General features: G+C 64.0%; 25 protein-coding genes and 1 pseudogene. 11 read left to right on the top strand and 15 right to left on the bottom strand.

Features of this window, described 5'->3' with window-relative positions; genetic code table 11:
* The first annotated feature begins 218 nt into the window (after positions 1–218).
* Together RPMA_RS08015 and RPMA_RS08010 are read left to right on the top strand one after the other, a co-directional pair.
* Positions 219–1,682 (top strand): YcjX family GTP-binding protein, encoded by a 1,464-nt coding sequence (locus tag RPMA_RS08015; protein WP_211912315.1) that lies wholly within the window; start codon positions 219–221, stop codon positions 1,680–1,682.
* On the top strand, positions 1,679–2,707 hold the full coding sequence (locus RPMA_RS08010) for a YcjF family protein (protein ID WP_211912314.1): 1,029 nt from the start codon (positions 1,679–1,681) through the stop codon (positions 2,705–2,707). Before RPMA_RS08015 ends, RPMA_RS08010 begins: the two co-directional genes overlap by 4 nt.
* Before the next feature lie 22 nt (positions 2,708–2,729).
* On the opposite strand, the gene RPMA_RS08005 is transcribed toward RPMA_RS08010, so the two are convergent.
* From RPMA_RS08005 to RPMA_RS07995, 3 genes are all read right to left on the bottom strand, one after another.
* Positions 2,730–2,876 carry a hypothetical protein gene (locus RPMA_RS08005; protein WP_211912313.1) on the bottom strand — a complete coding sequence of 49 codons (147 nt, stop codon included), beginning with the start codon at positions 2,874–2,876 and terminating at the stop codon, positions 2,730–2,732.
* Between the two features lie 123 nt (positions 2,877–2,999).
* Positions 3,000–4,103 carry a helix-turn-helix transcriptional regulator gene (locus tag RPMA_RS08000; protein WP_211912312.1) on the bottom strand — a complete coding sequence of 368 codons (1,104 nt, stop codon included), beginning with the start codon at positions 4,101–4,103 and terminating at the stop codon, positions 3,000–3,002.
* Positions 4,104–4,277: 174 nt separating this feature from the next.
* Positions 4,278–5,504 (bottom strand): CaiB/BaiF CoA transferase family protein, encoded by a 1,227-nt coding sequence (locus RPMA_RS07995; RefSeq protein WP_211912311.1) that lies wholly within the window; start codon positions 5,502–5,504, stop codon positions 4,278–4,280.
* 327 nt (positions 5,505–5,831) lie between these two features.
* On the opposite strand from RPMA_RS07995, the gene RPMA_RS07990 reads away from it, so the two are divergent.
* Positions 5,832–6,419 carry a hypothetical protein gene (locus RPMA_RS07990; RefSeq protein WP_249225705.1) on the top strand — a complete coding sequence of 196 codons (588 nt, stop codon included), beginning with the start codon at positions 5,832–5,834 and terminating at the stop codon, positions 6,417–6,419.
* Positions 6,420–6,662: 243 nt separating this feature from the next.
* On the opposite strand, the gene RPMA_RS07985 is transcribed toward RPMA_RS07990, so the two are convergent.
* From RPMA_RS07985 to RPMA_RS07975, 3 genes are all read right to left on the bottom strand, one after another.
* Positions 6,663–6,863 carry a cold-shock protein gene (locus RPMA_RS07985; protein WP_211912309.1) on the bottom strand — a complete coding sequence of 67 codons (201 nt, stop codon included), beginning with the start codon at positions 6,861–6,863 and terminating at the stop codon, positions 6,663–6,665.
* Between the two features lie 301 nt (positions 6,864–7,164).
* On the bottom strand, positions 7,165–7,404 hold the full coding sequence (locus RPMA_RS07980) for a hypothetical protein (RefSeq protein WP_211912308.1): 240 nt from the start codon (positions 7,402–7,404) through the stop codon (positions 7,165–7,167).
* 128 nt (positions 7,405–7,532) lie between these two features.
* Complete coding sequence (locus RPMA_RS07975) at positions 7,533–9,296, bottom strand: adenylate/guanylate cyclase domain-containing protein (RefSeq protein WP_211912307.1); 1,764 nt, start codon at positions 9,294–9,296, stop codon at positions 7,533–7,535.
* A 118-nt stretch (positions 9,297–9,414) separates the two neighbouring features.
* Between RPMA_RS07975 and RPMA_RS07970 the strand changes: the two genes are divergently transcribed.
* Positions 9,415–11,016: a glycosyltransferase family 39 protein gene (locus RPMA_RS07970; RefSeq protein ID WP_408056513.1), complete on the top strand. Its 1,602-nt coding sequence runs from the start codon at positions 9,415–9,417 to the stop codon at positions 11,014–11,016.
* Between the two features lie 7 nt (positions 11,017–11,023).
* Here the strand turns inward: RPMA_RS07970 and RPMA_RS07965 are convergent, their stop codons facing one another.
* From RPMA_RS07965 to RPMA_RS07955, 3 genes are all read right to left on the bottom strand, one after another.
* Positions 11,024–11,182 carry a hypothetical protein gene (locus RPMA_RS07965; protein ID WP_211912306.1) on the bottom strand — a complete coding sequence of 53 codons (159 nt, stop codon included), beginning with the start codon at positions 11,180–11,182 and terminating at the stop codon, positions 11,024–11,026.
* Positions 11,183–11,201: 19 nt separating this feature from the next.
* Positions 11,202–12,686, bottom strand: a complete 1,485-nt coding sequence (locus RPMA_RS07960) for a hypothetical protein (RefSeq protein WP_211912305.1) — start codon at positions 12,684–12,686, stop codon at positions 11,202–11,204.
* Positions 12,687–12,781: 95 nt separating this feature from the next.
* Positions 12,782–13,711 (bottom strand): hypothetical protein, encoded by a 930-nt coding sequence (locus RPMA_RS07955; protein ID WP_211912304.1) that lies wholly within the window; start codon positions 13,709–13,711, stop codon positions 12,782–12,784.
* A gap of 175 nt (positions 13,712–13,886) precedes the next feature.
* On the opposite strand from RPMA_RS07955, the gene RPMA_RS07950 reads away from it, so the two are divergent.
* A complete protein-coding gene (locus RPMA_RS07950) occupies positions 13,887–14,498 on the top strand; it encodes a glutathione S-transferase family protein (RefSeq protein ID WP_211912303.1) in 612 nt (203 codons plus the stop codon).
* Between the two features lie 3 nt (positions 14,499–14,501).
* Here the strand turns inward: RPMA_RS07950 and RPMA_RS07945 are convergent, their stop codons facing one another.
* Genes RPMA_RS07945 through RPMA_RS07935 form a run of 3 tightly spaced genes read right to left on the bottom strand, consistent with a single transcriptional unit; the run spans position 14,502 to position 16,502 of the window.
* Positions 14,502–14,999: a TPM domain-containing protein gene (locus RPMA_RS07945; RefSeq protein WP_211912302.1), complete on the bottom strand. Its 498-nt coding sequence runs from the start codon at positions 14,997–14,999 to the stop codon at positions 14,502–14,504.
* Positions 14,999–15,886 carry a TPM domain-containing protein gene (locus tag RPMA_RS07940; protein WP_211912301.1) on the bottom strand — a complete coding sequence of 296 codons (888 nt, stop codon included), beginning with the start codon at positions 15,884–15,886 and terminating at the stop codon, positions 14,999–15,001. Before RPMA_RS07940 ends, RPMA_RS07945 begins: the two co-directional genes overlap by 1 nt.
* Positions 15,887–15,893: 7 nt before the next feature.
* The gene (locus RPMA_RS07935) at positions 15,894–16,502 is read right to left on the bottom strand and encodes a LemA family protein (protein WP_211912300.1); all 609 of its coding nucleotides are present in this window, start codon (positions 16,500–16,502) and stop codon (positions 15,894–15,896) included.
* A 192-nt stretch (positions 16,503–16,694) separates the two neighbouring features.
* On the opposite strand from RPMA_RS07935, the gene RPMA_RS07930 reads away from it, so the two are divergent.
* Positions 16,695–18,257, top strand: a complete 1,563-nt coding sequence (locus RPMA_RS07930) for an AMP-binding protein (protein WP_211912299.1) — start codon at positions 16,695–16,697, stop codon at positions 18,255–18,257.
* A gap of 139 nt (positions 18,258–18,396) precedes the next feature.
* On the opposite strand, the gene RPMA_RS07925 is transcribed toward RPMA_RS07930, so the two are convergent.
* Complete coding sequence (locus RPMA_RS07925) at positions 18,397–18,597, bottom strand: hypothetical protein (protein WP_211912298.1); 201 nt, start codon at positions 18,595–18,597, stop codon at positions 18,397–18,399.
* A gap of 169 nt (positions 18,598–18,766) precedes the next feature.
* Here RPMA_RS07925 and RPMA_RS07920 point away from each other — a divergent pair, with 169 nt between their 5' ends.
* The 5 genes and pseudogenes from RPMA_RS07920 (at position 18,767) to glgA (ending at position 23,786) form a co-directional block, all read left to right on the top strand.
* Positions 18,767–19,099 (top strand): winged helix-turn-helix transcriptional regulator, encoded by a 333-nt coding sequence (locus tag RPMA_RS07920; protein ID WP_328516568.1) that lies wholly within the window; start codon positions 18,767–18,769, stop codon positions 19,097–19,099.
* Positions 19,099–19,269 (top strand): hypothetical protein, encoded by a 171-nt coding sequence (locus tag RPMA_RS28390; RefSeq protein WP_328516567.1) that lies wholly within the window; start codon positions 19,099–19,101, stop codon positions 19,267–19,269. Before RPMA_RS07920 ends, RPMA_RS28390 begins: the two co-directional genes overlap by 1 nt.
* Positions 19,266–20,669 carry an MATE family efflux transporter gene (locus RPMA_RS07915; protein WP_249225591.1) on the top strand — a complete coding sequence of 468 codons (1,404 nt, stop codon included), beginning with the start codon at positions 19,266–19,268 and terminating at the stop codon, positions 20,667–20,669. Before RPMA_RS28390 ends, RPMA_RS07915 begins: the two co-directional genes overlap by 4 nt.
* Positions 20,670–20,782: 113 nt before the next feature.
* Positions 20,783–22,171: an MFS transporter gene (locus RPMA_RS07910; RefSeq protein WP_211912297.1), complete on the top strand. Its 1,389-nt coding sequence runs from the start codon at positions 20,783–20,785 to the stop codon at positions 22,169–22,171.
* Positions 22,172–22,372: 201 nt separating this feature from the next.
* Positions 22,373–23,786 (top strand): annotated as a pseudogene (glgA, locus tag RPMA_RS07905) (glycogen synthase GlgA).
* 125 nt (positions 23,787–23,911) lie between these two features.
* Here the strand turns inward: glgA and RPMA_RS07900 are convergent.
* Both RPMA_RS07900 and RPMA_RS07895 read right to left on the bottom strand, forming a co-directional pair.
* Positions 23,912–24,325: a YciI family protein gene (locus RPMA_RS07900; RefSeq protein ID WP_211912296.1), complete on the bottom strand. Its 414-nt coding sequence runs from the start codon at positions 24,323–24,325 to the stop codon at positions 23,912–23,914.
* A gap of 94 nt (positions 24,326–24,419) precedes the next feature.
* On the bottom strand, positions 24,420–25,067 hold the full coding sequence (locus RPMA_RS07895) for a glutathione S-transferase family protein (RefSeq protein ID WP_211912295.1): 648 nt from the start codon (positions 25,065–25,067) through the stop codon (positions 24,420–24,422).
* Positions 25,068–25,259 lie beyond the last annotated feature (192 nt).

Genomic DNA, 25,259 nt, shown 5'->3' with positions numbered 1-25,259 from the left:
GGCGAATGCTGGCCGGTCGGCTGGTGATGCAGATGGCGCGCCCACCCCAGGCACGCCGGTTCATTCCCCAGGAAATTGCGATAGATGATGCGCTGCGGAAGGTCAATGAACGCTGAATGACGAAGACGTAATGCAAAGTGAAGCGACTTGATTTCAGCCTGATAATCGCCACGTTGTGATCCCGTTCCATTTTCTTAAAGTGAGTACCCACGCGCAATATGGCCAGCCTTTCCGAACTCGTCGAAGAAGCCCGGCTGTCCGCGCGCGCATTGCTCGATTATGGCGACGGTCTGTTCAATCCCACCGTGCGGCTTGGGGTCACAGGCCTGTCGCGTGCCGGCAAGACGGTCTTCATCACCGCACTGGTTCATGGGCTGACCCGCGGCGGAAAATTTCCGGTGTTTGAATCGCTGGCAACGGGGCGCATCGCTGCCGCGCGCCTCGCGCCGCAGCCGGACGATGCGGTGCCGCGTTTTGCCTATGAGCAGCATCTCGCCACGCTGATCGACGAGCGGCGCTGGCCGAACTCCACCACCGATATCAGCGAGCTGCGCCTTGTCATCGACTATCAGCGCACCAGCGGCGCCGATCGCAAGCTGACGCTCGATATCGTCGACTATCCCGGCGAGTGGCTGCTCGACCTGCCGCTGCTCAACAAGAGCTATGAGGAATGGTCGGCGGAAAGCCTCGCGCTGTCGCGGCAGGGCCCGCGCGCAACGATCGCTAAGGCATTTCTCGCGCATCTCGCAACGCTTGCACCGACGGCGCCGGAGAACGAGCAGTTCACGCTCACCGCCGCCAAACTCTTTACCGATTATCTGCGCGCCTGCCGCGACGAACGCTTCGCCATGAGCCTGCTGCCGCCCGGCCGCTTCCTGATGCCCGGCAACCTCGGGGGATCACCTGCCCTCACCTTTGCGCCGCTCGATGTGGCCGCCGATGGCAGCGCGCCGGATGGCACGCTGTGGGCGATGATGAAACGACGCTATGAGGCCTATAAGGACGTCGTCGTCCGTCCGTTCTATCGCGATCACTTCGCGCGGCTGGACCGCCAGATCGTGCTGGTCGATGCGCTCTCGGCCTTCAATGCCGGGCCGGAAGCGCTGAGCGACCTCGAAGCCGCGCTGGCCGGCATTCTCGATAGTTTCCGCATCGGCCGCAGCAGCATTCTCTCCACGCTGTTTCGTCCGCGCGTCGATCGCATCCTGTTTGCGGCGACCAAGGCGGACCATCTTCATCACCTCAGCCACGACCGGCTGGAGGACGTGCTGAAGCAGATCACGCGCAAAGCGCTGGCGCGCTCGGAACTGTCCGGTGCGGCGGTCGATGTCGTCGCCATCGCGGCGGTGCGCGCGACCAAGGAGGCGCTGGTGCAGCAGGGACGCGACAAGCTCCCCTCGATCCTCGGCACGCCCGTCGCGGGCGAATCCGCCAATGGCGAAATCTTTGACGGCGAGACGGAAGTCGCGACCTTTCCCGGCGATCTCCCGACCAATCTCGACGGGCTGTTCACCGGCGGCGCCTTCACCGGCCTTTCCAGCGCAACGGCGGACAAGGCCGATTATCGCTTTCTGAAATTCCGGCCGCCGCTGCTGTCGCGCGAAGCTGGCACCGAGCCCGCACTGCCTCACATCCGCCTCGACCGCGCGCTCCAGTTCTTGATCGGAGACAGGCTGCAATGACCGACCGCACGCGCCGCCCGGCCACGTTCCGGCTCGACGATCCCCATGTCACCGTGATGGATGCCGACGAGGACGCCGGCCGCCTGGCCCGCGGCGCCATCCGCATCACGCCGGAGCCCGAGCCGCAATTGCCGGTGGCGCTCGACGATCCGCTGCGGCCGGCGCGAAAAGGGTTCGGCTGGGGCACGCTGTTCTGGAGCGCGCTCGGCGGCCTCGTGCTGCTCGGCCTCGGGCTCGGCGCCACGAACCTCATTCGCGACCTGTTCGCCATCAATGACGCGCTCGGCTTCCTCGGCCTCGGCCTCGCCGGGCTGGTGTCGCTGGCGCTGGTCGTGATCATTGCGCGTGAGACGCTCGGCTTGGCCAGGCTGGCCACCATCGAGAAGCTGCATATCCGCGCGCTGGACGTGATCGCCAGCGACGACCGCACGGAAAGCCGAGCGGTGCTGGCGGACCTGCTCACGCTCGCGCACAAGAATCCGCGCCTTGCCCGCGCACGCACGGCGCTGCAGGCCCATGCCGGCGAGATCATCGACGGCGCCGATCTGATCCGCCTTGCCGAACGCGAACTGATGTCGCCGCTGGATATCGAAGCGCGCCGCCTCGTCTCGGTCGCGGCGCAACGTGTTTCGGTCGTCACCGCGATCTCACCGCGCGCGCTGGTGGACATGCTGTTCGTCGCGGCCGCCGCGATCCGGCTGGTGCGGCAGCTCGCGCATCTCTATGGCGGGCGGCCCGGCACACTCGGCATGATCCGGCTGCTGCGCCATGTGATCAGCCATCTCGCCATCACCGGGGGCATGGCCGCAAGCGACAGCGTGATCGAGCAGATGCTTGGCCACGGGCTCGCGGCAAAACTTTCGCAGCGCCTCGGCGAAGGCATCTTGAACGGCATGCTGACGGCAAGGCTCGGCCTCGCCGCCATCGATGTCACGCGTCCTTTGCCCTTCACCGCTTTGCCACGTCCGCAGCTCGCCGATCTCGCGAAGGACCTGCTGCGGAAGAAGGACAAGGACGAGAGCTAGTCGCGCAGCTCACGCACGCAGATCAGCAACGCTGCCCATTCGACAGGCGGCACTGGCTGTTGCCGGCCTGGCTCTTGGGATCATAGGTGGTCTGCGCCTGAACCAGCGAGGTGCCGATAAAGAATGACAGCGCAAGGGCAGCGAGCGTGGCGGCCGAAATACGAAGCATGATGTCCTCCATATGCGAAATGCCATCTCCGCCCCAGCGGGAGATGGTGACAGGTACTGTCACGCATAAAGTGCGATCGGCCTCCGATCGCGTCATCCGCCAAATTGATGAAGGACTGACACGCTATGCCGAAGGCGCGTTGGCACTGCCCGGCCCGAGCGAGATATTGGCCAGCAGCGAGACCACTTCCGCCTGCCTTGTGCATCCGGTCTTTTCGAGCACCTGACGCACCTGGGTGCGGATCGTCGAGATGGCGACGCCGCCGCTGGCTGCGATTTCCTCCAGCGTCTGCCCCGCCACCAGTCCGCGCGCCACCCGCGCTTCGGAAGCGGTGAGGTCGAACAGCGAGCGCAGCAATTCGACCGGCGGCGCCTTGCCGGTGGTCACCGGCGTGATCACCAGCAGCGCGTAGCTGCCGGCGAAGATGTCCTGCGCCGTGCGCCGGACCGGAACGATATGCGCCACCGACACCGCCTTGTCCTCGGCATCGCGTAGCGGGAACGAGCGCACGGCGGCGGCGGGATCGTTGTTGAGCGCCGCGAGTGCTGCGCCGAGCAATTCATTCGCGCGGCTATCGAGCAAGGCGACCCGATTGTTGGCGCGCCACTGCAGCTGGGTCGGCATGTCGGCGATCTGCGCATTGGCCTCGATCACCGTGCCGTCGAGCCCGAGCAGCAGCGCCGGCAAGCCCATCGCGGACAGCGTGTCGCTGGCGCCCTTGGCGCGCTGCAGGCCGAGCCGCGCCGCCACGAAAGCACTACGCGCCAGATGGCCACGCAGCTCGTTCAGCAACGTCACGCGCTCGCGCTCGATCGGCCCGCGGCTGAAATCACGCTCGACGCTGAACACGATATTGTCGCCGGTGGGCATCTGCAGCCCCGTCCCCGCCGACCAGCCGAGACCGTGCGGCCGGAAGAAGTCGCGATAGATCGGATTGGTGTCGATCTCTTCCGACGTCCAGAAATCATGCTCGACGAAAAAGCTGGGCTCCGTCTGACCGAACAGGCAAACGCGCCGCTTGCATTGCGGAAACCAGCCATCCTCCACATAGGACCGGAAGATGTCGCTCAGCCTGTCGGAGGCCGTCCATTTCAGCACCCGGCTGCGCACCGAGAACAGCAGCCCGCCGCGGGAGTCGGTGAGAGCCGCGAGTTCGTCGAGGACGCCCGGCCACAGGTCAGGCACGAAGGAGCATTCATAGATACGATCGACCAGACCAGACTGCATATGCGATCCCGCATGACCCAATGAACGATTGAAATAAGAGCCGGCAATGCCGGAAATAAATACCAATCGATCATGCCGTCAATCCGGCCTGCCGCCAAGCGGTCACCCTGCCGTGATCTGCGACAAGACGCCATGCGCGAGCACCACGGCCATCGGACGGATGACGGCTTTGCCTCACCCGCCCCGTGACTTCAAATTAGCCCACTGCCCCGCCGCACGCAGGCCTTCGATCTGGTGATCGTCATAGCCCATGGCGCGCAGGATTTCGTCGCTGTGCTGGCCGAGTGACGGCGGCAACTTTGGCTGGCGCTTGGTTTCGCCGCCGACCCAGATCGGACTGTTGATGGTGAGGATGTCGGTCCCCTCGAACGGCACCAGCACATCATTATCCTTCATCTGCTGATCGTTGGGGATGTCATCGAGAATGCCGACAAAGCCGAAGACGAGACCATTGCCGTCGAGGCGCTTGCGCCAGTCCGCGAGATCGCGTTTGGCGAAAACCTCGTCGAGGATCTTGATCAGTTCGACTGAATTGGCATGGCGATCCGGCTTAGTGGCGAAGCGCGGATCTTCGAACAGGTCCGGACGCTCGAGGCACTTGGTGAAAGCCGGCCACTGGCGTTCTTCCGCCAAGAGCGAGAGCATCAGCCAGCGGCCATCGCGGCACTTATAGTGATTGGTAACGGCGTTGAGCGCCTCCTCGCGGCCGCGGCGCTTCTCGAATTTCGCGCCGACAAGCCTGGCCTGCGCCAATACGCTGGACGACCACACGCCATTGGCCATCAGATTCGATTTCACCTGGCATCCCTTGCCGGTCTTCTCGCGCTTGTAGAGCGCGGTGACGATGGCGCCATACAGTGCCATGGCGCAGGGATGGTCGCCCATGCCCGCGATCGAGCGGGCCGGCGTGGTGTCTTCATCGGCGCGGACGAGATCCATCATGCCGGAACGCGCCCACCAGGCGGTGCTGTCGAAACCGGGCTTGTCGGCCTCGGCGCCGGTTTCACCATAGCCGGTGAAGCTGGCATAGATCAGCTTCTCGTTGAGATGGGCGATATCCTCGTAGGCGATCTTCAGTTTCCGGCGCACCGGCGGCGGGAAATTGGTGATGAAGACATCGGCTTCCGCGATCAGCTTGTAGAGGATCTCGCGGGCTTCCGGATTGGCCAGATCGAGCGCCAGACTCTTCTTGTTGCGGCTCTCCATCATCCACGCATAGTTGTGCTCGCTCCTGGGATAGCCGGGCAGATTGGGCAGGTTGCGATAGGGATCGCCGGCGCCGGGCGGCTCGATTTTGATGACGTCGGCGCCGAAGTCGGACAGCACGGTGGCTGCAGCCGGTGCCGCGATAAAACTCGCGCAATCCAGAACCTTCAGCCCCTTGAACAGACCGTCTTCCATCGCGTCACTCCCGTCGATTTCATTGCTCTTGCCGTCTGCCGGAATTAAATTCCACGATCAATCCGACAGCCCATTTGGCCCATGTCGCATGGTCGATGCAACGCACTTTCGCCCCACGCCAGAGAGTGGCGGGGTGATGCACACGCATGGCAGCGCGGACACGTCGTGCCTGCCACTCCAAGGCTGCCGTCCCCGCTAGTGGCAATATCTCAGCGAGCTTGGCATCATGAGAGCCCTCCGCTAATTTCAACGACGGATGTGACAGGGCTCGGCGAATTGATGTCATTCGGAATTTTGCAACGCAGCGCGTTGGTCGCGGCCGGTGTGATGCTCACCGTGACGCTGGCGTCCCCGGCAAAGGCCATCGAGATGTCGCGTGAGGTCGCCGATCTCTACACATCGGTCTCGATCTATCCGCCCTCGGCGAGTTCCATGACGGTCTGCTACGGCTTCACCTGCAAGCGACGTCATATCTTCGATTTCACCACCGCGGATCGTTCGGCCCTCACCAAGATCATGGCCGGCGGCAAGGCATCGGCGGTCGCCGAACGCGCAGCGGTGCAGAAGGCGGTGATCTGGTTCGATCGTCGCGTCGGACCGGTCATCGGCACCAGCAAGCGCATCGCAAAGGCCGACTTTCGCTATTTCGACGACAAGCACAATTTCGATTGCTGGGACACGACCCGCAATGTCACCAGCCTGCTGCTGATCATGCAGGACTGGGGCTTGCTCAAGCACCACACCGTGGGCAACCCGCATTATCGCGGCAATGCACTGGCGCTGCAGACGCCGCACAATACCGCGGTGCTGCTCGACAAGGCGACGCGGGCCGAATGGACCGTGGATATGTGGACGCAGGCTTTCGCCCAGCCGCCAGCCGTGATGCCGGTCGCGCAATGGGTCAAGGAAGACTGAGTTTTAGGCGTTCGGGGAAACCGGATTTCGGTGAAGCCGAATCCGTGGCGTCGTCGCGTCACGCGCGCAGCACGCATATGGCATCCTGCACGCGGGAGGCTCTCGCAAGCCACCCTGCCGGATGCATCGTCAAAGTCCTGGCGCGATAGTCTGGAGTTCCGTCACCCGGCCGATCCGGCCGGTGCCCCGATCACACCACGCTCAGATCCGGATCAGGCGCCGCCTGACCGAACCATGAGAAGATCAGACCTTGAGGTTCTCGGCCGAGGTCTTGCCGCGATTGGCGACTTCCTCGAACTCGATGGTCTGACCTTCGTTCAACGACGTCAGGCCGGCCTTCTGAACCGCGGAGATATGCACGAACACGTCTTTGCCACCCGCTGCCGGCTGAATGAAGCCATAGCCTTTGGTCGGGTTGAACCACTTCACAGTACCTTTAGCCATCACGTCGTCTCCGCGGGACTCACACCAGAATGGATATCGGTCCCCGCCAACCGATCGCTCCAACCCGGGCAGCTTACGCGCGGGTATCGCAGCTTGACAGCACAAAGGGTGGGCGGCAATCGCGAATTTTACGCTCACTTTGAAATCAGTCGCGCCGTATCGTCGCTTCGGAAGCGGTTGACGCGACGGAAGGTCGCAAAAGCGGACCAGAAACGGACAATGATAGTTCGGCACGTACTATGCACTGCAACACGACAAAGCCCCGACCAACCGGGCCGGGGCTGCCATCGTCAGGCGAGGATCAGTAGCAGACGTTCACGGTGCGCCAGCGCAGGCCATAGGGCGTCATGACACGGCGGGTGACGTAGCAGCCGGGGCCGACGCCGATATAGCCGACGCGGAAGCCGTGGCCGTAGCCGTGGAAGTGGTGGTGATGGCCATGATGATGCTTCCAGCCATGGGCCGATGCAGTGGACGGCGTCAGCGCTGCTGCGCCGAGGGAAGCTGTTGCGACGAGTGCGAGAGCAAGCTTGCGAAACATGGTCGGTCTCCTTCAGTGATGCGCGATGCGCTGGTTGCGGGATCGGTCTGTGTGATCCGTCACCAGTTCGTCGCACCCGTTTCGGAGCGGGTTCGAGATGGTTCGACAGGAATTTTCTGAATATCCGTTCAGACCGTCACGGTGTCCGACGGCGCATGCGGTGCGAGCGTCGTCAGCAGACGCGTGTCCGATACCGCACGCACCTTGATCGGCGCGACACGGCCACGGATCGGCAGATCATGCGCCGGAAGCGTCTCGACATCGACACCGGCAGACGCAAATACGCCTTCCGACACGATCGCATCGCAGGACAGGCTCTTGGTCATGTCCTGCAGCCGCGCAGCGACATTGACGGGATCGCCGAGTGCGGTGAACACCATGTTGTCGCGATAACCGATATCGCCGACAATGACTTCGCCGCCGTGAATGCCGATGCCAAAACGCAGCGGCTGCGGCAGGTCGTGCTGCAAGGCTTGATTCAACTCGTCGATATTGTCGGCAATCATGGCAGCCGCCCGCAAAGCCTGCCGGCAGGCCGTCTGCGGATCGCAGTTCAGTCCGAACAGTGCGAGCTCGCCATCGCCGATGAACTGGTTCGGCTTGCCGCCCGATGCGACCACGGCCTGCGAGACGGCGGCAAGGAAGCGGTTGACGATGAACACCGTATCGTAAGGCAGTCGCTTCTCGGCAAGCATCGTCGAGCCGCGCATGTCGATGAACATGCAGACGAGATAGCGCTCCTGCCCGATCCGCGCGGGATGCGTGGCATGGGCATTCGCACTCGACGCATGCGGCGCCAGCAACTGCACGAAAGCGAGATCGGCGGTTGGATGAAGCTGGCAGGCGAGACGGATGGCGGGATCGCCATCCGTGCCGAGCCGGCTGAGCACGAAACTCTCGCGCGCCGATGGTTCGGGCAGCACGGCGAGGTCGCTGGTAACGCGGATACGGCAGGTGGAGCAGCGCGCACGCCCGCCGCAGACGCTGGCATGCGGCACCCGGTGACGCAGGCTGGCTTCGAGCACGCTGAGCCCGATCGGCACGCGCACAATGCGGCCATCACCATAGGCGAGGCTGATCATGCCGACACGCCGCTCGACAAGGATGCGGATGCCGCGCGCCGCCAAAACGAGCAGCAGCAACACCAAATAGCCGATCAGCAGATTGTCGATGATCGCAGCCAGCGTGACTTGCTGGGCGGCGGTGCCGACCTGGCCGGGGCCGAGATTGGCGGCCTGCCATTCCGGCGATGCGAGGCTTGCAGCCACAGCGCGCTGCCCCTGGAAGACACCGAGCATCGCCAGCGTCGGCAGCAGGACGGCCGCGGCCAGCAGATAAGGCGATGCGCGCCTGAACCATGGCTTCAGGCGCAGCCAGAAGTACAAACCGATGCAGCCATGCGTCCATGCCACCAGGATGACGGTGTACATCGACCACAGCCGCAGCGGCGACGTGATCCAGCTTGCCAGCACCTGCGGATAGCTGCGATCGATATCGTAGAGATTTTCACCGAGCCGCACGCCGACCACATGGCCGACAATGAGTGTGGGAATGGTCAGCCCGAGCACGAGCTGCAGTGGCTCCACCGTCCGCCACTGAAACTGGCGGCGTTCATACAGCGCCCAGACGCCAAGACCGGCATGGATCGCAGCGGATGTGTAGAAGATCACCGCGATCGGAAAGAACTGCCAGATGCCCGCATGGATGACGACGCCGGCCTGCAGCGCGTCTATCGAAATATTGCCGAGCGCATGATTGATGAAATGGCTGAGCAGATAGGTGAACAGCACCAGCCCGCAACTAAGGCGAACCTGGCGCAATCCGATCCCGCGCCACCACGACGATGGCGTGACAGCGGATGGAGCAGAACGTGACGCGGCGGCTGGAAACATGCAGAAACCTTAAGACGCGATCGGGCAATTGACCATCCTGCAGCGCATCGCCAACAGGCTATCCCGTCATACAGTCAACAAGTTGACACCACCTCGCTGCCAGCCCACAAGCTCGGCGATGTCGCCCTTCCCGGTTCGCCCCCTCCATCGCAACGTCACCCCTCAGGCGCTTTTTGCGGTCGGCGGACTACTCATCGCCATGATGGCGATGCGGCTGGTCTTTGCCGGCATTTTCGAACTCCGCACCGACGAGGCCTATTACTGGACGTGGTCGCAGGAGAACGTGCTGTCGTTCCTAGATCATCCGCCGATGATCGCATGGTTCGTCCGGTTCGGCACCGCGATCTTCGGGGACACGGCGTTCGGCGTCCGCTTCGCCGGCATCGTCGCCATGGCCGTCATGCAGCTCCTGCTCGTCGATATCGTCCGCCGCGTCACGCAGGATCTGCGCGCGATGGTGGTGACCGCTCTGATGACGGAAGCGGCGCTGTATTACGGATTGCTGATGGCAAAGGTGGCGCCCGACGTGGCCATGATCCCGTTCGCGGTGGCCATGCTGTGGTCCATGGTGCGGGTGGCAGAGACCAATGACGGACGCTGGTGGCTCGCCACCGGCCTGTTCGGCGGCCTCGCAATGCTGGCCAAGCTCACCGCGCTGATGTTCGTGCCGGGCATCCTCGTCTTCATGCTGGTGCCGGCCTGGCGGCTGCGCTGGCTCACAAGCCCCTATCCCTGGCTGGCGACTCTGATTGCAATCATCGTGTCGTCGCCGGTGCTGATCTGGAACGAGGCGCATGACTGGGCTTCGTTCCGTTTCCAGTTCGTGCGGGTGACCGCAGCCCATGACTGGTCGCTGCGGACATTCGGCGAGTTCTTCGGCCTGCAATTCGTGCAGGTCGGCTTCGTCCTGCTGCCGCTGATCGTGTCGGCCTGCGCCGTCACGGCCTGGCGCGGATGGCGCCGGCAGGATCCGATCGCGCTGCTGTTCTCAAGCTCGGTGCTGGTGCCGTTTCTGTACTTCGTGTGGACATCGCTGAGCCTGCGCGTCGGCGATACCTGGCCGATGTTCCTGTGGCCCGCCGCCATCGCCGGTGCTGCGATCAACATGGTCGAGCTGCCGGGCGAAGGCTGGTCGAACGGGACGATCCGCATCTATTGGCGCAGCGTTCAAGCGTCGATCGCGGTCGGGATGACGTTTGTCGTTCTGTCATTCCTCTACTGCACGGTGGCGCCATGGAATCTGTTCGGCCGCAACGATCCGGTCGGCACGGAAGCCGGCTACGACAAGGTCGCCGAAAGGGCCCTGCAGGACATGCGAAACACCGGCGCGACCTGGATCGCGACGACCAATTACCGCGTCTATGCCATGCTCCGATGGCATCTGCGGGATCGCGTGCCGGTGGTCCAGGTGACCGAGCGCGCCAGATTTCTCGATTTCAGCGATCCCGGCTCGGCGCAGATCACCGGTCATCCCGGCCTGCTGATTGCGGGCATCGATGACCAGCGCGAATTGCTGCGCGCGGCGGGCGCGACGCTGGAGCCTATCGGGTCCTTCACCACCATGTGGCGCGGCACGCCGATGCGCTATTTCGAGATCGAGAAGATCACGGGCTGGACGCCGGAGCTCAATCCGGCGCCGGATACGCCGCTCTATCGCTGGCGCAATCTGGCCGATGCACCGCGACCGATGCGACTGGCGCGCGTCGCGCGAGCCTCATGAGCGGCGTTTAGCGCGCCAGCAGCCAGCCGAAGAAGCCGAGCCCGAGCAGCACTGCGACGGCGATGGCCCAGACGCTGACGCGGATGTCGCTGGTGGTCTGCTTCGCGCTTTCGTTTTCGGCGATGGCGATGTCGCGGTCCTTGATCTCTTTCTCGGTCTCGTTCATCGCCCTGTCCCTGGCTTCGTCATTTCACAAAACACATGCCGATCTGCGCATTCGCATCCCCAGCTGCCTGGCATGACAGACCGTCAGCGCAGGTCCATGACGCAAAGCTGGCATCCGCCGGCCCGCGCGCAGCCCGCCGGTAGCAGGTCGCGCCCCAGCCATTAAGCAGCGACGTGCCCGCCAGTTCCGCACTGCCGCGCTTTTGCGGCCGATCGGAGAATCCCCGCGAAAAGTCCGGCAACTTCCCATCGCGTATCGACATGACGATAGCGCGACGGCGCGGCTGATCCCCGGCAAAGTGCGGCGAGGCCGGCACCGCGCCCTGCACCACTTGCGTCGCCAAGGTGTCTGCACCCGTGAAGTGGAAACCGCCGATGCCCCGGATCTGATGACAGCCGCCGCAGGTGATATCGCTGAGCCGCCGCGCAAAGCCGTCCGGTGAGCGGATATTGTCCAGCGCGCCGCCCTGCGCCGTGGCCCGCGCCAGCGCCGTCACGACATCGCGCTCCGTGAAGACGCCGCCCCCCTTGCCGTCGCCCATCAGGCCGAAGGCGGGCTGCAGCGATGACGGCGCGAAGCCAACCGGCGTGGCGGCAAGCGAGGCTGTTGCGAGAAACTTCTCGGGGATCACCACCGTGCCGCGATCGAAGGCGCGAAGATTGTCAGGCGCAAGCAACCAGTCGCGGAATTCGCGGCCGAGAACGGCATCCGACAGCAGCCGGTCGCGGTCGATCTGGTTTTCCATCGGCGCTTCGCGGAATTGCTTAGCCGCGATATCGTAATGAAAGACCTTTTGCAGATAGTCGGTCCTGAACTCGGTCGCTTCCGACTTCGGCCGATGCGAAATCTGCAGGTTGGTTTCGATCCGATCGATCTGCGCGGCACTCATGGCAGCGAGCGGACCACTGCCGCCCTGCAGGCGCTCGGCCGACGCCATGCCTGATGTCGTCGTATCCAGCCAGCGTCGTGCGAGATCGGCGCAGGTGATCGTCTCGTTGGGTGTCCTGGCATGCAGCACGAGATTGAGCGTCATCGGCAACCGCGGCGGCGTGTCCGTCTGCCCCGTGCGAGTCAGCCTATAGATCAGCCGGATCTCGCCGCAGGTCTCCGGTGCCACATAGGCGCGGTCCATCCGGTTGACGATGCCAGCGAGGACGAAACGCGTCGTGCCGGCCGTGAGCAGCGTCTTGTCGAACAGCAGGGCGTCGTGACCGGCACCGATGCCGATGCTCTCCTGGGTCGAACGCCCCTTGTGATCGGCGACATAGCGCGTGACGGCATCGTCGAGCGCCACGGAGATCGGTGACATCGCAGGCAGTGCGAACAGCGCATCATTGGCGATCGGACGCGGCTGCGCGGGCGCGAGCAATTGCGCGAGGCCGAAGCGTGATGCTTCCAGCTCACGCAGAACCTGCGGGTCCATGATGGCCAGACCCGTCTCGGCCTGCGCGGCGCATGGCACGAGGCAGAGCAGCAAGGCAAGCAGACGAAAACGAAGTCGCACGGCGCCATCCCGACAGGTCAGACGACAAGGCTAGCGCAAAACAAAGGCCGCTGCACGGGCAGCAGCCTTGTCAAAATCGATCGGAACGGAGGGGATCAGCGGGCGACGATCAGGCCGCGGCTGGTGACGACGGTCCAGCGGCCATCCTGCTTGCGGACCGCATCGACACGGCCAAGGCCAGGAACGGGATCGCCGGGATAGACCTCGAACACGCCCTGACGGCTCTCGATGGTGGCGCCGCCACCGGCCACATCGAGGATGCGCCAGCCATCCACCGTTGGCAGCCGGGCCACTTCAGGCTTCGGCGCCGGCGTGGCGTTGTTGATCGAACCGGTGACGTCCTTGGCGGGCACCGAGGCCACGGGTGCAGGCGCCGGGGCCGGAGCCGCTGCGGGCGCCGGCGGCGGTGCGGTGCGCAGCTTCTCGACGGCTTCGTTCAGCTTCGCGATCTTGGCGTTCGGCTCGGCCTGCGCTTTTTCAAGCTTGTCGAGACGATCATTGAATTTGGCGCGCGCGGCAGCGGTTGCCTTGTTGGCCTTGTCCGCATCGGCCTTCAGCACGGCGACTTCGGTCTCCAGGCGCGTGATGTGCTCTTCGAGTGCGTGGGTGGCTGCGGCCTTGCCGTCATCGGCGGCGAACAGCTTGCCGAGGCCATTGGTGGCCATCGAGCCGCCGACGGCTCCGACCGTGATACCGATGGCGATCATAGCGGCGATGGCCAGCATCCGCGCGGTGCCCGGCTTCTCCGCCTGCTCGGAACGGGGCTCGGAATTGACGAGATCTTCCCAGGAACGCTCGCGCTTGGTGTCCTCGCGCTGCGCACCGTCGCGCGACGGCGCCATTATGGTCAGGCGATGCGGCGCGCCGAGCCGTGGGGCGTCCTTCCTCGGCATCTGGCCGCGCGGGCCTTCGCCCTGCCCGGGGGCGAGATTGGGCGAGTCCATATGCGAACCCGCCGCCATCGCGTCGTTGCCGACATGATCGCCGTGAACGTCGGAATTGGAATCGGGCTTGTGCTCGCTCACGATCAAAGTCTCCAGAATTGGTCAACGATTTGGTAACTTTCATTGCTTGCCAAATCCTTACCCACGCGCCTGCTTACGAAAATTTCACCTCTGGTCGGGTGCCGGCCGCGGTTGCTTGACGCGCGACCGCCCGGTCCGCACAACGGAGGCAACGAAATGCCATTGGGGACACGCCATGAAACTGTATGATTCCATCGGACCCAATCCGCGCGTGGTGCGCATGTTTCTGGCGGAGAAAGGCATCAGCCTGCCCGCGCAGACCGTCGATCTGGTGGCGGGGGAGAATCGCGAAGCCGCGCATCTGGCGCGCAATCCGCATGGCCAGATGCCGACGCTGGAACTCGACGATGGCAGCTTCCTCTCCGAGACCGTGGCGATCTGCGAATATTTTGAGGAAACACAGCCGCAGCCGGCCCTGATCGGCGCGACGCCGCAGGAGCGCGCGGAGGCGCGGATGTGGCGGCAGCGGATCGACCTCAACATCTGCCAGCACATTGCCAATGCCTATCGGTTTTCCGAAGGCCTCAAGCGTTTCGAGACGCGCATCGTCTGCGTGCCGGAGGCGGCACCGGGACTGAAGAAGATCATCGCCGACCGCCTGACCTGGCTCGACGGCCAGATGGGCGACAGACCGTTCATCGCAGGCGATCGCTTCACCATGGCGGACATCGTGCTCTATTGCTGGCTCGATTTCGCCGACAAGGTGAAGCAACCATGGGATCGCGGCAATGCGAAGGTGGCCGCGTGGTTCGAACTCGTGAGCGCGCGGGAGTCGATCAAGGCGTAAGCGCTAAAGCACCACCGGCGCATCCGGCAGCTCGTTCATCGCGGCACCGTCTGCCGGGAAATGCCTTGCCAGATGCGTCGTCACGGCCTCGATGCCGGCGATGACGCCCTGCTCGAAACGGCCGGCGCGGAAGTGCGTTTCCATCATCTGGCAGATCGCTTCCCAGCCGGCCCTGCCGACATGCCTGTCGATGCCGCGATCGACCACGATCTCCACATCACGATCCGCCAGCAGCAGATAGATCAGCACGCCGTTATTGTGCTCGGTGTCCCAGACGCGCAGTTGCGAAAACACGTCGATGGCCCGCTCGCGCGCCGCCTGGTTGCGAAACAGCGGCGCGCCATCGAGCGCGCCTTCCACCACGAAGCGAATCTGGCCGGCATGCGTCGCCTCGCTGGTCTTGATGGCCTGCTCGATCGCCGCGATTGCCTCTCGCGGAAATGCCTTGCGGACGCGGGCGCGGTTGGCGAGCAGATGTCTGCCGATGCGTTTCAGGCTCATCACCAACTCCCCGAAGCGCCGCCGCCACTGAAGCTGCCGCCACCGCCGCTGAAGCCACCGCTGCTGCTCGACGAACTCGAACTGCCCGACGACCAGCCACCGCCGCTGCTGCCACTGCGCCCCGACGACCCGCCGGTCGACAGCGCGGAATCGCCGATCAGCGTGATGAAAAAGGCCGCAAGGCCGCAGATGGCGCCGGCAATGACGCTGCTGACGATCAGCCACACCGCCGCCATGACCAGGCCGCCGGCGACCAGCGAGCCCAGCAGACGCCCGAGCATCTGGCGCAGGAAGGCGCCGCCGATGAACGCGCCGAACAGCAGGAAAGGCGCATATTCGAACAACTGGTCGAACAGCGCCGTGTCGGCCCTCCACTCCGACGGCTCGGGCGGTGGCGACAGCGGCTCGCCATCGATGATTTTCATCATCCGTTCGGCGCCGGCCTTGATGCCGCCGGCGAAATCACCGGTCTTGAAGCGCGGCGCGATGATCTCATCGATGATGCGCCGGGTGGTGGCGTCGGTGAGCGCCCCTTCGAGCCCGTTGCCGACCTCGATGCGCAGCTTGCGATCGTTCTTAGCGACCAGCAGGATCGCCCCGTCATCGACCTTGCTGCGGCCGAGCTTCCACGCCTCGGCGACACGGATGGAGAACTGCGCGATCGTCTCGGGCTCCGTGGTCGGCACGATCAGGACGCCGATCTGGCTGCCCTTGCGCTTCTCGAAATCTGCCAGTTTGCCGCTGAGCTCGGATTGCTCGCTGCTGGACAGCGTGCCGGTCTGATCCACCACACGGCCGGTCAAGGCCGGCACGGCGACGTCGGCAAAGGCTGGCGCGCCGCAGCAGAACAGCAGCAGCGCCAGCAGGCCGGCCTGGACGAGCCTCATGGCAGCGTTACTTCGCCGGGGCCGGTGTCGGATTGAAATCGACCTTCGGCGCGGTGGAGATCTCGCCTTCATTGGCGACGGAGAAATTCGCCTTCTCCTTGTAGCCGAAGATCATGGCCGTCAGATTGTTCGGGAAGGTGCGCACGCCGACGTTATATTCCTGCACCGCCTTGATGTAGCGGTTGCGCGCCACCGTGATGCGGTTCTCGGTGCCTTCGAGCTGCGACATCAGGTCCTTGAACAGCGCATCGGACTTCAGCTGCGGATAGTTCTCCGTAACGACGAGAAGACGCGACAGCGCGCCGGAGAGTTCGCCCTGCGCAGCCTGGAATTTCTGCAGCGCGCCGGGATCGTTCACCACGTCGGGCGTCGCCTGCACGCTGCCGACCTTGGCGCGGGCATTGGTAACGCCGAGCAGCACGTCCTTCTCCTGCTGGGCAAAGCCCTTCACGGAATTGACGAGATTGGGGACGAGATCGGCGCGGCGCTGATACTGGTTCACGACCTCGGACCAGGACGATTTCACCTGTTCGTCATTGGTCTGGATCGCGTTGTAACCGCAACCGGACAGGCCGAGGGTCGCCAGTGCCGCCAGCACGGTCAAAAACTTGCGCATCGTTGTCTCCTGTGACGCAGCCGAACGTTCGGCCGGTTTCTAGCACAGTCAAATGACGGAAGTCGCGAGAAGTTCGTCCCCAGCCGTCAGGGCTCCTCGCAATGACGGTGAGGTATTTGCACGCATTGAAATCGTTGCTAGCCTGATCGCCATCATCGGCCCGCAGAGGCCGGGACAAAACGGGAGGATGCGATGACGGACGTGCTCAACACGTTTCCGACGGTGGGCCTGCAAACCCTGCGTGCGCTGGCGCGCTATCCCGATCGCATCGCCTTCAGCTGGCCCGGCGGCTCCCTCACCTATCGCGGCGCCACCGACATGATCGGGCGGCTGCAGCATGCGTTCATGAACCTTGGCGCAAAGCCCGGCACCAAGGTCGCGCTGCTGACCGCCAATCGCGCGGATACGTGGTGCACCGGCGTCGCAGCGCAACTGTCGCGCTTCGCCATCACCTGGCTGCATCCGCTGGGATCGCTGCAGGACCAGATCGACCAGATCGAGGATTCGGAATCGCAGATCCTGGTGATCGATGCCGACAACTTCCTGCAGCGCGGTGGCGAGCTGGCGGCCAGGGCGCAGGGGCTGCGTCATGTCTTCACGCTCGGCCGTGCGGATTACGGCGTCGATCTCCTTGATGTGATCGACAAGAACGGCACCGCCACCGCACGCGACTTCGCCGGGATCGACGACGTCGCCGTGCTGAACTACACCGGCGGCACCACCGGCAAATCCAAGGGCGCGCTGCGCCGGCATCGCGAGGTCTCCCCCTTTGCCGATGGCGTGTTGTCGGATTTCGAAATACCGGACACGCCAAGCTATCTCACGGTCGCGCCGATCAGCCATGTGGCCGGCACGAAGGTGCTGCCGACGCTGATGCGCGGCGGCACGGTGCACATGCTGAAAGGTTTCGATCCCGAGGCCGTGCTGAAAACCATCGAGCGCCAGCGCATCAATTTCACGCTGTTCGTGCCGACCATGATCTATGTGCTGCTCGATCATCCAACTCTGACGAAGACCGATCTCTCGTCGCTCGACCTCGTGCTCTATGGGGCGTCGCCGATGTCGCCAAGTCGGCTGGTGGAAGGCATCGAGCGGATCGGACCGGTGTTCTCGCAGCTGTACGGCCAGACCGAGTGCTATCCGATGTCGGTGCTGCGCAAGGCGGATCACGACGTGAAGCAACCGGACCTGTTCCTGTCCTGCGGCTTCCCCATCGCCATGTGCGACATCCGCATTCTCGACGATGACGACAACGAAGTGGCGCGGGGCGAATCCGGCGAGATCTGCGTGCGCGCGCCGCATGTGATGCTGGAATACTGGAAGCGGCCGGAGCAGACCGCGGAGACATTGAAGAACGGCTGGCTGCATACCGGCGACATCGCGCGCATGGACGAGCGCGGCTACATGTTCATCCTCGACCGCAAGAAGGACATGATCGTGTCCGGCGGCTTCAACATCTTCCCACGCGAGGTCGAGGATGTGCTCACCACCCATGCCGATGTCGCCATGTGCGCCGTGATCGGCATTCCCGACGACAAATGGGGCGAGGCTGTCACCGCTGTGGTGGTGACGCGCAGCGGCGCGCAGCCTAATGCGGACGAGCTGATCAATCTGGTGAAAGCACAGAAGGGCTCGGCCCATGCACCGAAACATGTGAAGTTCGTGACGGAACTGCCGATGACCGGCGTCGGCAAGATCGACAAGAAAGCTCTGCGCGCGAGCTTCTGGGTCGGGCGGGAACGGATGGTGGGGTGAGCACACTCTGTCCCTCATGGTGAGGAGGCGCGAAGCGCCGTCTCGAACCATGAGCTTGCCTGGCTCCAAGCCTGGGGCCATCCTTCGAGACGCGGCCAAGAGGCCGCTCCTCAGGATGAGGGGAGAGTTTTAGTTGCGCTCAGTGCTCTAGCCTCGCCGCATGGAACCGCGATTTAACTTTCAAATCCGCCGTCCATCCTTTACCGAAATCATCGTCTTCCACTTGGGTCTCACAATGTCCTGGTTCCAGCTTCCGCTTCGCGAGCAACTGCTTGTCGGCGCCGCGATGGCGCTGACCTTTGCCGTCTTCTATGTCGCCGGCCTGCAAATCGGCGGTCACTGGTAAAATCCCGTAGCCCGGATGGAGCGAAGCGCAATCCGGGGACAGCGTTTCAATTGAAGCGCCGTCCCCGGATTGCGTTACCGGCGCGATGCGCCGTCCACTCCATCCGGGCTACTCTTTCCGATGTGACTTGCATGATGATAGTGACTCGCCTAGCTTGTCTCCCATGCAGAGGAAGAGCTTCAACAAGATGGAGTGCCCGGTCGCCCGCAGCCTCGAGCGCGTCGGCGAATGGTGGAGCATCCTGATCATGCGCGACGCCATCTATGGGATGACGCGCTTCGACGAGTTTCAGAAGAATCTCAACATCGCCCCGAACATGCTGACCAGGCGCCTCGCGGTGCTGGTCGAGGCCGGGCTGCTGGAGAAGCGGCTCTATTCCGAGAAGCCGCCGCGCTACGAATATATCGTCACACCGCGCGGCCGCGATTTTCGCGCCGTGCTGTGGTCGCTGCAGAGCTGGGGCAACCGCCATTTCGCCCCGAGGGCGAGAGTGTGATGCTGGTCGACAAGGAGACCGGCGCGCGCGCCGATCCGATCCTGGTCGATCGCAACACCGGCAAGCCCATCACCGAAGCCACCCACGCCAACGCACCCGGCCCCGCGGCCAGTGCGCGTGTGCAACGCCGCCTCACCAAACCGCGCCCACAGAAGGACGGACAACAATGAAACTGGAAACGCCGCAGGCGATCGCTGCCGCCCATCCCGCGCCGGTGCCGGAGATGAATCCGCGCACGCGGATGCTGCTGCAGGCACCGCTCGCCCCCACGCTGGTGAAGCTCGCCTGGCCCAATCTGCTGGTGATGCTGGCGCAGGCCTCTACCGGCCTCATTGAGACCTGGTGGGTCTCGCATCTCGGCAGCGATGCCCTCACCGGCATGGCGGTGGTGTTTCCCGGCTTCATGATGATGCAGATGCTGTCGGCCGGCGCCATGGGCGGCGGCATCTCATCGGCCATTGCGCGTGCGCTCGGTGCGCGGCGCACGGCAGATGCCGAGGCGCTGGTGCTGCATGCCACCTTCATCAATATCCTGCTCGGCCTCACCGGCTCCGCGATCTTCCTGATCTTCGGTCGCGCCATCTACACATCCATGGGCGTCAGCGGCGGCGCGCTCGATGCGGCCATGCAATATTCAAATGTGGTGTTCGGCGGCAGCGTGCTGGTCTGGCTGATGAACGGCTTTGCCAGCATCATCCGCGGCACCGGCAACATGCTGGTGCCGTCGCTCTCGATCTGCATCGGCGTCGTCATCCTGATCCCGCTGTCGCCGCTCCTGATCTTCGGCTGGGGGCCGATCCCCGCGCTCGGCATTGCCGGCGGCGGCTGGGCGGTGGTGCTCTCGACCTTCACCGTGGGCGCCGTGCTGGCCGGCTACATTCTCTCCGGCCGCTGCATCGTGCATTTCAAATGGGCGCCGCTGCGCTGGGACCTCTCGGCCGACATTCTTCGCGTCGGCGCCATCGCTGCTGTCATCTCGCTGCAGACGAGCCTCACGGTGCTGCTCACCACCGCACTGGTCGGCGGTTTCGCGGGTGGTGACGCAGTGGCCGGCTTCGGCACAGGCGTGCGGCTGGAATTTTTGATGGTGCCGCTGGCCTTCGGCTTCGGCGGGCCGCTGGTCGCCCTTGTCGGCACCAATATCGGCGCCGGGCAGGAAGACCGCGCACTTCGCGCAGCTCTGATCGGTGGCGCCATGGTGTTCGCGATCACCGAAACGGTCGGCCTCATCGCCGCCATCTGGCCGGCGGCATGGCTCGGACTTTTCGGCAGCGATCCGCAGATGATCGAGACCGGCAGCGCCTATCTGCGCATCGTCGGCCCCGCCTACGGCTTCTTCGGCCTGGGCCTGTCGCTCTATTTCGCCTCGCAAGGTGCGGGCAAGATGCTGTTTCCGCTGCTAGCCGGCGTATTGCGGCTACTGATCTCGATCGGCGGCGGCTGGCTGGCACTGCGGCTGACGGGATCGCTGACCTGGCTGTTCGCCTGCCTCGCATTGGCGCTGGTCACCTACGGCACCATCATTGCCACTGCGGTGGCATCGGGGACGTGGTTCAAGAAAGCGAACTGAGCCGGCGACGGGCGCATATGGCACATGCAGTTGCGCGTCTGCAGGCCTGCGACGAACTGGCCTAGATAGCCGGGATCGGCCACGATGGCGGCCGCATCTAGGAATCCCCAGAGATGGCAGATGGTATCGCGGCACAGGCTTCTCAGCCCAACGGGCTGACGCCGCAACAGCAACGCTGGGCGCGTGTCGCGATCTTCACCGCGCTGGCCATGGCCTCGCTCGACACCGCTATCGCCAACATCGCGCTGCCCACCATCGCATCGGATCTGAAGGCGACACCAGCCGACGTCATCTGGGTGGTCAATGTCTACCAGATCGCCATGGTCGCCACTTTGCTGCCTTTCGGCGCGCTGGGCGAGATCATCGGCCATCAACGCATCTATCTGTTCGGGCTGGTCCTGTTCACCGTGGCGTCCGTCGCCTGCGCGCTGGCCTGGTCGCTGGAATCGCTGCTGATTGCACGCGTGCTGCAAGGGCTCGGTGCCTCCGGCGCCATGAGCGTCAATGCCGCGCTGGTACGCACCGTCTATCCACCCCAGCATTTCGGCCGAGGGCTCGGGCACAATGCGCTGATCGTGGCCACGTCCTTCACCATCGGGCCGACCATCGCGTCTGCCATCCTGTCGGTGGCCAGTTGGGAATGGCTGTTTGCCATCAACCTGCCCTTTGGCCTTGCGGCACTCGCCATCAGCCTGAAAACCCTGCCGAAGACGACGCGCGCGACGCACAGCTTCGACTACCTCGGTGCTTTGCTGGCTGTTGCGTGCCTGGGCCTGCTGATTACCGGCATCGACAGCGCCGCGCATCATGTCTCGGCCCCGGTCGTAATCGCCGAACTCGTCGCCGGAGCGCTGATAGGCTGGGTGCTGCTGCGACGGCAGGCTGGACATCCCGCGCCTATGCTCCCCATCGACCTGTTCCGCCGGCCGCTCTTTGCCCTTTCGGCGGCGACGGCGGTCTGCTCCTTCGCCGTGCAGGGCCTCGCTTTCGTGTCGCTGCCTTTCTACTTCGAAGAAGTTTTGCATCGCTCGGCGGTGGAAACCGGCATCTTCCTGACGCCGTGGCCGCTGGTGGTGGGCATCATGGCGCCGATCGCCGGCCGGCTGTCCGACCACTATCCGGCCGGCCTGCTCGGCGGCATCGGCCTGGCGCTGCTCGGGGTCGGCATGGTGCTGCTGGCAACCCTGCCGCCGGACCCGAGCATCGCCAATATCGTCTGGCGCATGGTGATCTGCGGCGCCGGCTTCGGCTTCTTCCAGGCGCCGAACATGAAGGCCATCATGTCCAGCGCCCCCGCCGGCCGCAGCGGCGGCGCCAGCGGCATCGTCGCCACCGCCCGGCTCACGGGCCAGAGTACCGGCGCGGCCCTTGCTGCGTTCTGTTTCGGACTCTTCGGCCATGCCGGCGCGACCTGGGCGCTGGCGCTCGGCGCCGGCTTCGCCGCCATTGGCTGCGTCATGAGCTTCCTGCGCCTCATCGTGCAGCAGCCGACCGACGCTTAAAAATTATTAGCGACAAATCGCGCGCGTCACATTTCTCTTTTGCAATGCCGCATTAAGTGATGTGATATATCGCAGTGCAAATAGAGTTGATTTGGCCGGCAAGTAATAAAACTGAGTTCCAAAACCGTTAGGTAGTGATGCACCCAGAGGCATCGGACCGGTTTCCATTCACTTGCGCCACATGGGGCACGAGGGGCGCGCTTGAGGGTTCTGTTCGTCACGCCTGAGATCGACGACTATGTCCGCGTCGGCGGACTCGCCGCCGTGTCGGCGGCCCTACCCCGCGCGCTGCGCAACTGGACCGACGTTCGCGTCATCCTCCCCGGCTATCGCGACGTGGTCTCCCAATGCGGACCGATCGAGATCGTGGGGAATGCCCGGCGCTGGCCGAGATGCCGGCCTGCTCGCTCGGCCTCGCCGCCACCCGGGACGGCATGCCTATCTATGTGCTGCTGTGCCCGCAGCTCTATGATCGCCCCGGCAATCCCTATGGCGACGAAAACGCCCGCGACTGGCCGGACAACGATATCCGCTTTGCCCGCTTCGCCTCGGCGGCGGCGCTGCTGGCAGCCGGCGAGCTCGACCCGAACTGGGCGGCCGATCTCGTTCATGCCAATGACTGGCCGGGCGCACTGGTGCCGGCCTATATGGCCTGGAACGGCAGCCAGATCCCGACCATCCTGACCATCCACAATCTGGCCTATCAGGGCCTGTTCCCGAAGACTGCGCTGCGCCGTATCGGCGCGCCGGACGAGTCGTTCCATATCGACGGGCTGGAATTCTACGACAAGCTGTCCTTCCTCAAAGGCGGCCTGAACTATGCGACGCATCTCACCACGGTGAGCGAGACCTATGCCCGCGAGATCACCACGCCCGAGCTCGGCTGCGGCCTCGAAGGCCTGCTGAAGAAGCGTTCGAATGCATCGCAGCTCACCGGCATCCTCAATGGCATCGACGAGACCTGGGATCCGCGCGTCTGCCCGGAACTGATGCGCCCGTTCGGCGCCGGCGACTGGGAAGCCAAACGCGCCAATGCCGATGGTGTCCGTCAGCAATTCGGGCTCGCGCTGTCGCGCGGGCCCATTTTCGGTCTGGTCGCCCGTCTCGTGCATCAGAAGGGCGTCGATCTCGTACTCGCTGCGGCTGATGCGATTGTGTCGGCTGGCGGACAGATCGTCGTCACCGGCCGCGGCGAGACCGCCATCGAGAATGCGCTGATGGAGGCGCATCGCCGCCGACCCGACGCCATCGGCGTCGCCATCGGCTTTAACGACCGCGAAGCCCGCCGCATCTTCGCCGGCAGCGATTTCACGCTGATGCCGTCACGCTTCGAGCCGTGCGGCCTGAGCCAGATGTATGCGCAGCGCTTCGGCTCGCTGCCGATCGGCCATCAGACCGGCGGCCTTGCCGAAACCATTGTCGATGGCGAGACCGGCTTCCTGTTCACGCAGCCCTCCACCGAGTCGTTCCTCGGGGCATCCTGCGCGCCTTCGCCACCTATGGCGCGAAGGACCGGCTGAACTCCATGCGCCGCAGCGCCATGGCGAAATCATTCTCCTGGAACATTTCGGCGGCGAGCTATTCCTCGCTCTATCGCAAGACCATCGCCGCCTGATTTGCGCCTGTAGGGTGGGCAAAGCCTCCGCCATAGCGCGCAGCGCGTCGGCGGACGCGTGCCCACCGTCAGATGCTGGGTCGGGAATGGTGGGCACGCTGCGCTTTGCCCACCCTACATGTCGCTTACTTCTCCAGCTGCGCGCGCATCAGCTCTTCCTGCTCGCGCAGCTCGGGCGTGAACGCGTCGCCAAAATCCTCCGGCGCAAAGATCTGTCGGATCTCGATCTCGGCACCGCTCTCGAACGGCGCGCGCTTCATCCAGGCGATCGCTTCGTCGCGCGTCTCGGTTTCGATCAGCCAGAAACCGGCAAGGAGATCACTCGACAGAGGGAATGGCCCATGCGTCACAGCGGGCGCGCCGTCCCCATAGCGGATGCGCGTGCCCTTGCTGGTCGGATGCACGCCCTCGCCGGCCTGCATCACACCGGCCTTGACCATTTCTTCGTTGAAATTTCCCATCGCCGTGAGCAATTCCATCGACGGCATCACACCGGCTTCGGTGTCCTTGTTGGCCTTCACGATCACCATGAAACGCATGGCTCTTCCCCTTCAGCGTTGACTGTCAGAATGACGATTGGTGATCTGCCAATCCGACAGCGCCTTTGGAATTATCTCCGGCGTCATGGCCGCATCATTCCTGCGGGAACATGCCGAGATAAGGCTCGGCTTCCCTGAGCACGCGCGCGATCGACGGCCGGGCCTGCAAGCGCTGGAGATAGGCGAAGGCGCGCGGATGCGTGTCGGCAAAGGGCAGCACCTTGTTGGCGTAATAGAGCGGCGGCAAGGCCGCGCAATCAGCGAGCGTAAAGGCACGCGCCATCGCCCACGGTCCATCGGCCATGTCGCGCTCGATCATGTCATAGGCGATACCCAACTTTGTCTTCGCCTCCGCAACGCCATGCGGATCCTTGACATCGGCCGGGCGCAACCGGTCGTCGATGATCTTCTGCATGTGTGCGTGAAGGTGGAGATCGAAGAAGCGATCGCGCAGCCGTGTCTTCAGGCCGAGATCGCCTTCGGGAATGAAACGTGTCGCCCCGGGATAGTGACTGTCGAGATAGTCGATGATGATGGTCGCTTCCGGCACGATGTCACCGCGCGCATCATCCTGCAGCACCGGGAACTTGCCGACCGGCCACAACGCCAGATGCGCATAGCGTTGCGCGGGGTCACCGAGATTGACTATGCGCGGCACGAACGGCGTGTCGTTCTCATAGAGAGCGATCAATGTCTTCCAGCAATAGGATGACAGCGGATGGAAATGCAGAGTGAGTGACATGAGCATTCTCCCGGACATGCGCGAGCATTGAGATTTGGCAAGCGACTGAAAGACGAATGACAACCGCACGTGCCGACATACTCTTTGTAGTTTCGTAAAAAATAACATGCTCCTCTTAGTTTCGCGACTAACAAGGAGTCGCGCAGAAACGCTGGGCAACAGTGGAGCGATACTAAACTGGTGGCCTGTGAA

The sequence above is a fragment of the Tardiphaga alba genome, from assembly GCF_018279705.1.
GTDB lineage: Bacteria > Pseudomonadota > Alphaproteobacteria > Rhizobiales > Xanthobacteraceae > Tardiphaga > Tardiphaga alba.
This window is presented reverse-complemented; position numbering and strand designations above follow the sequence as displayed.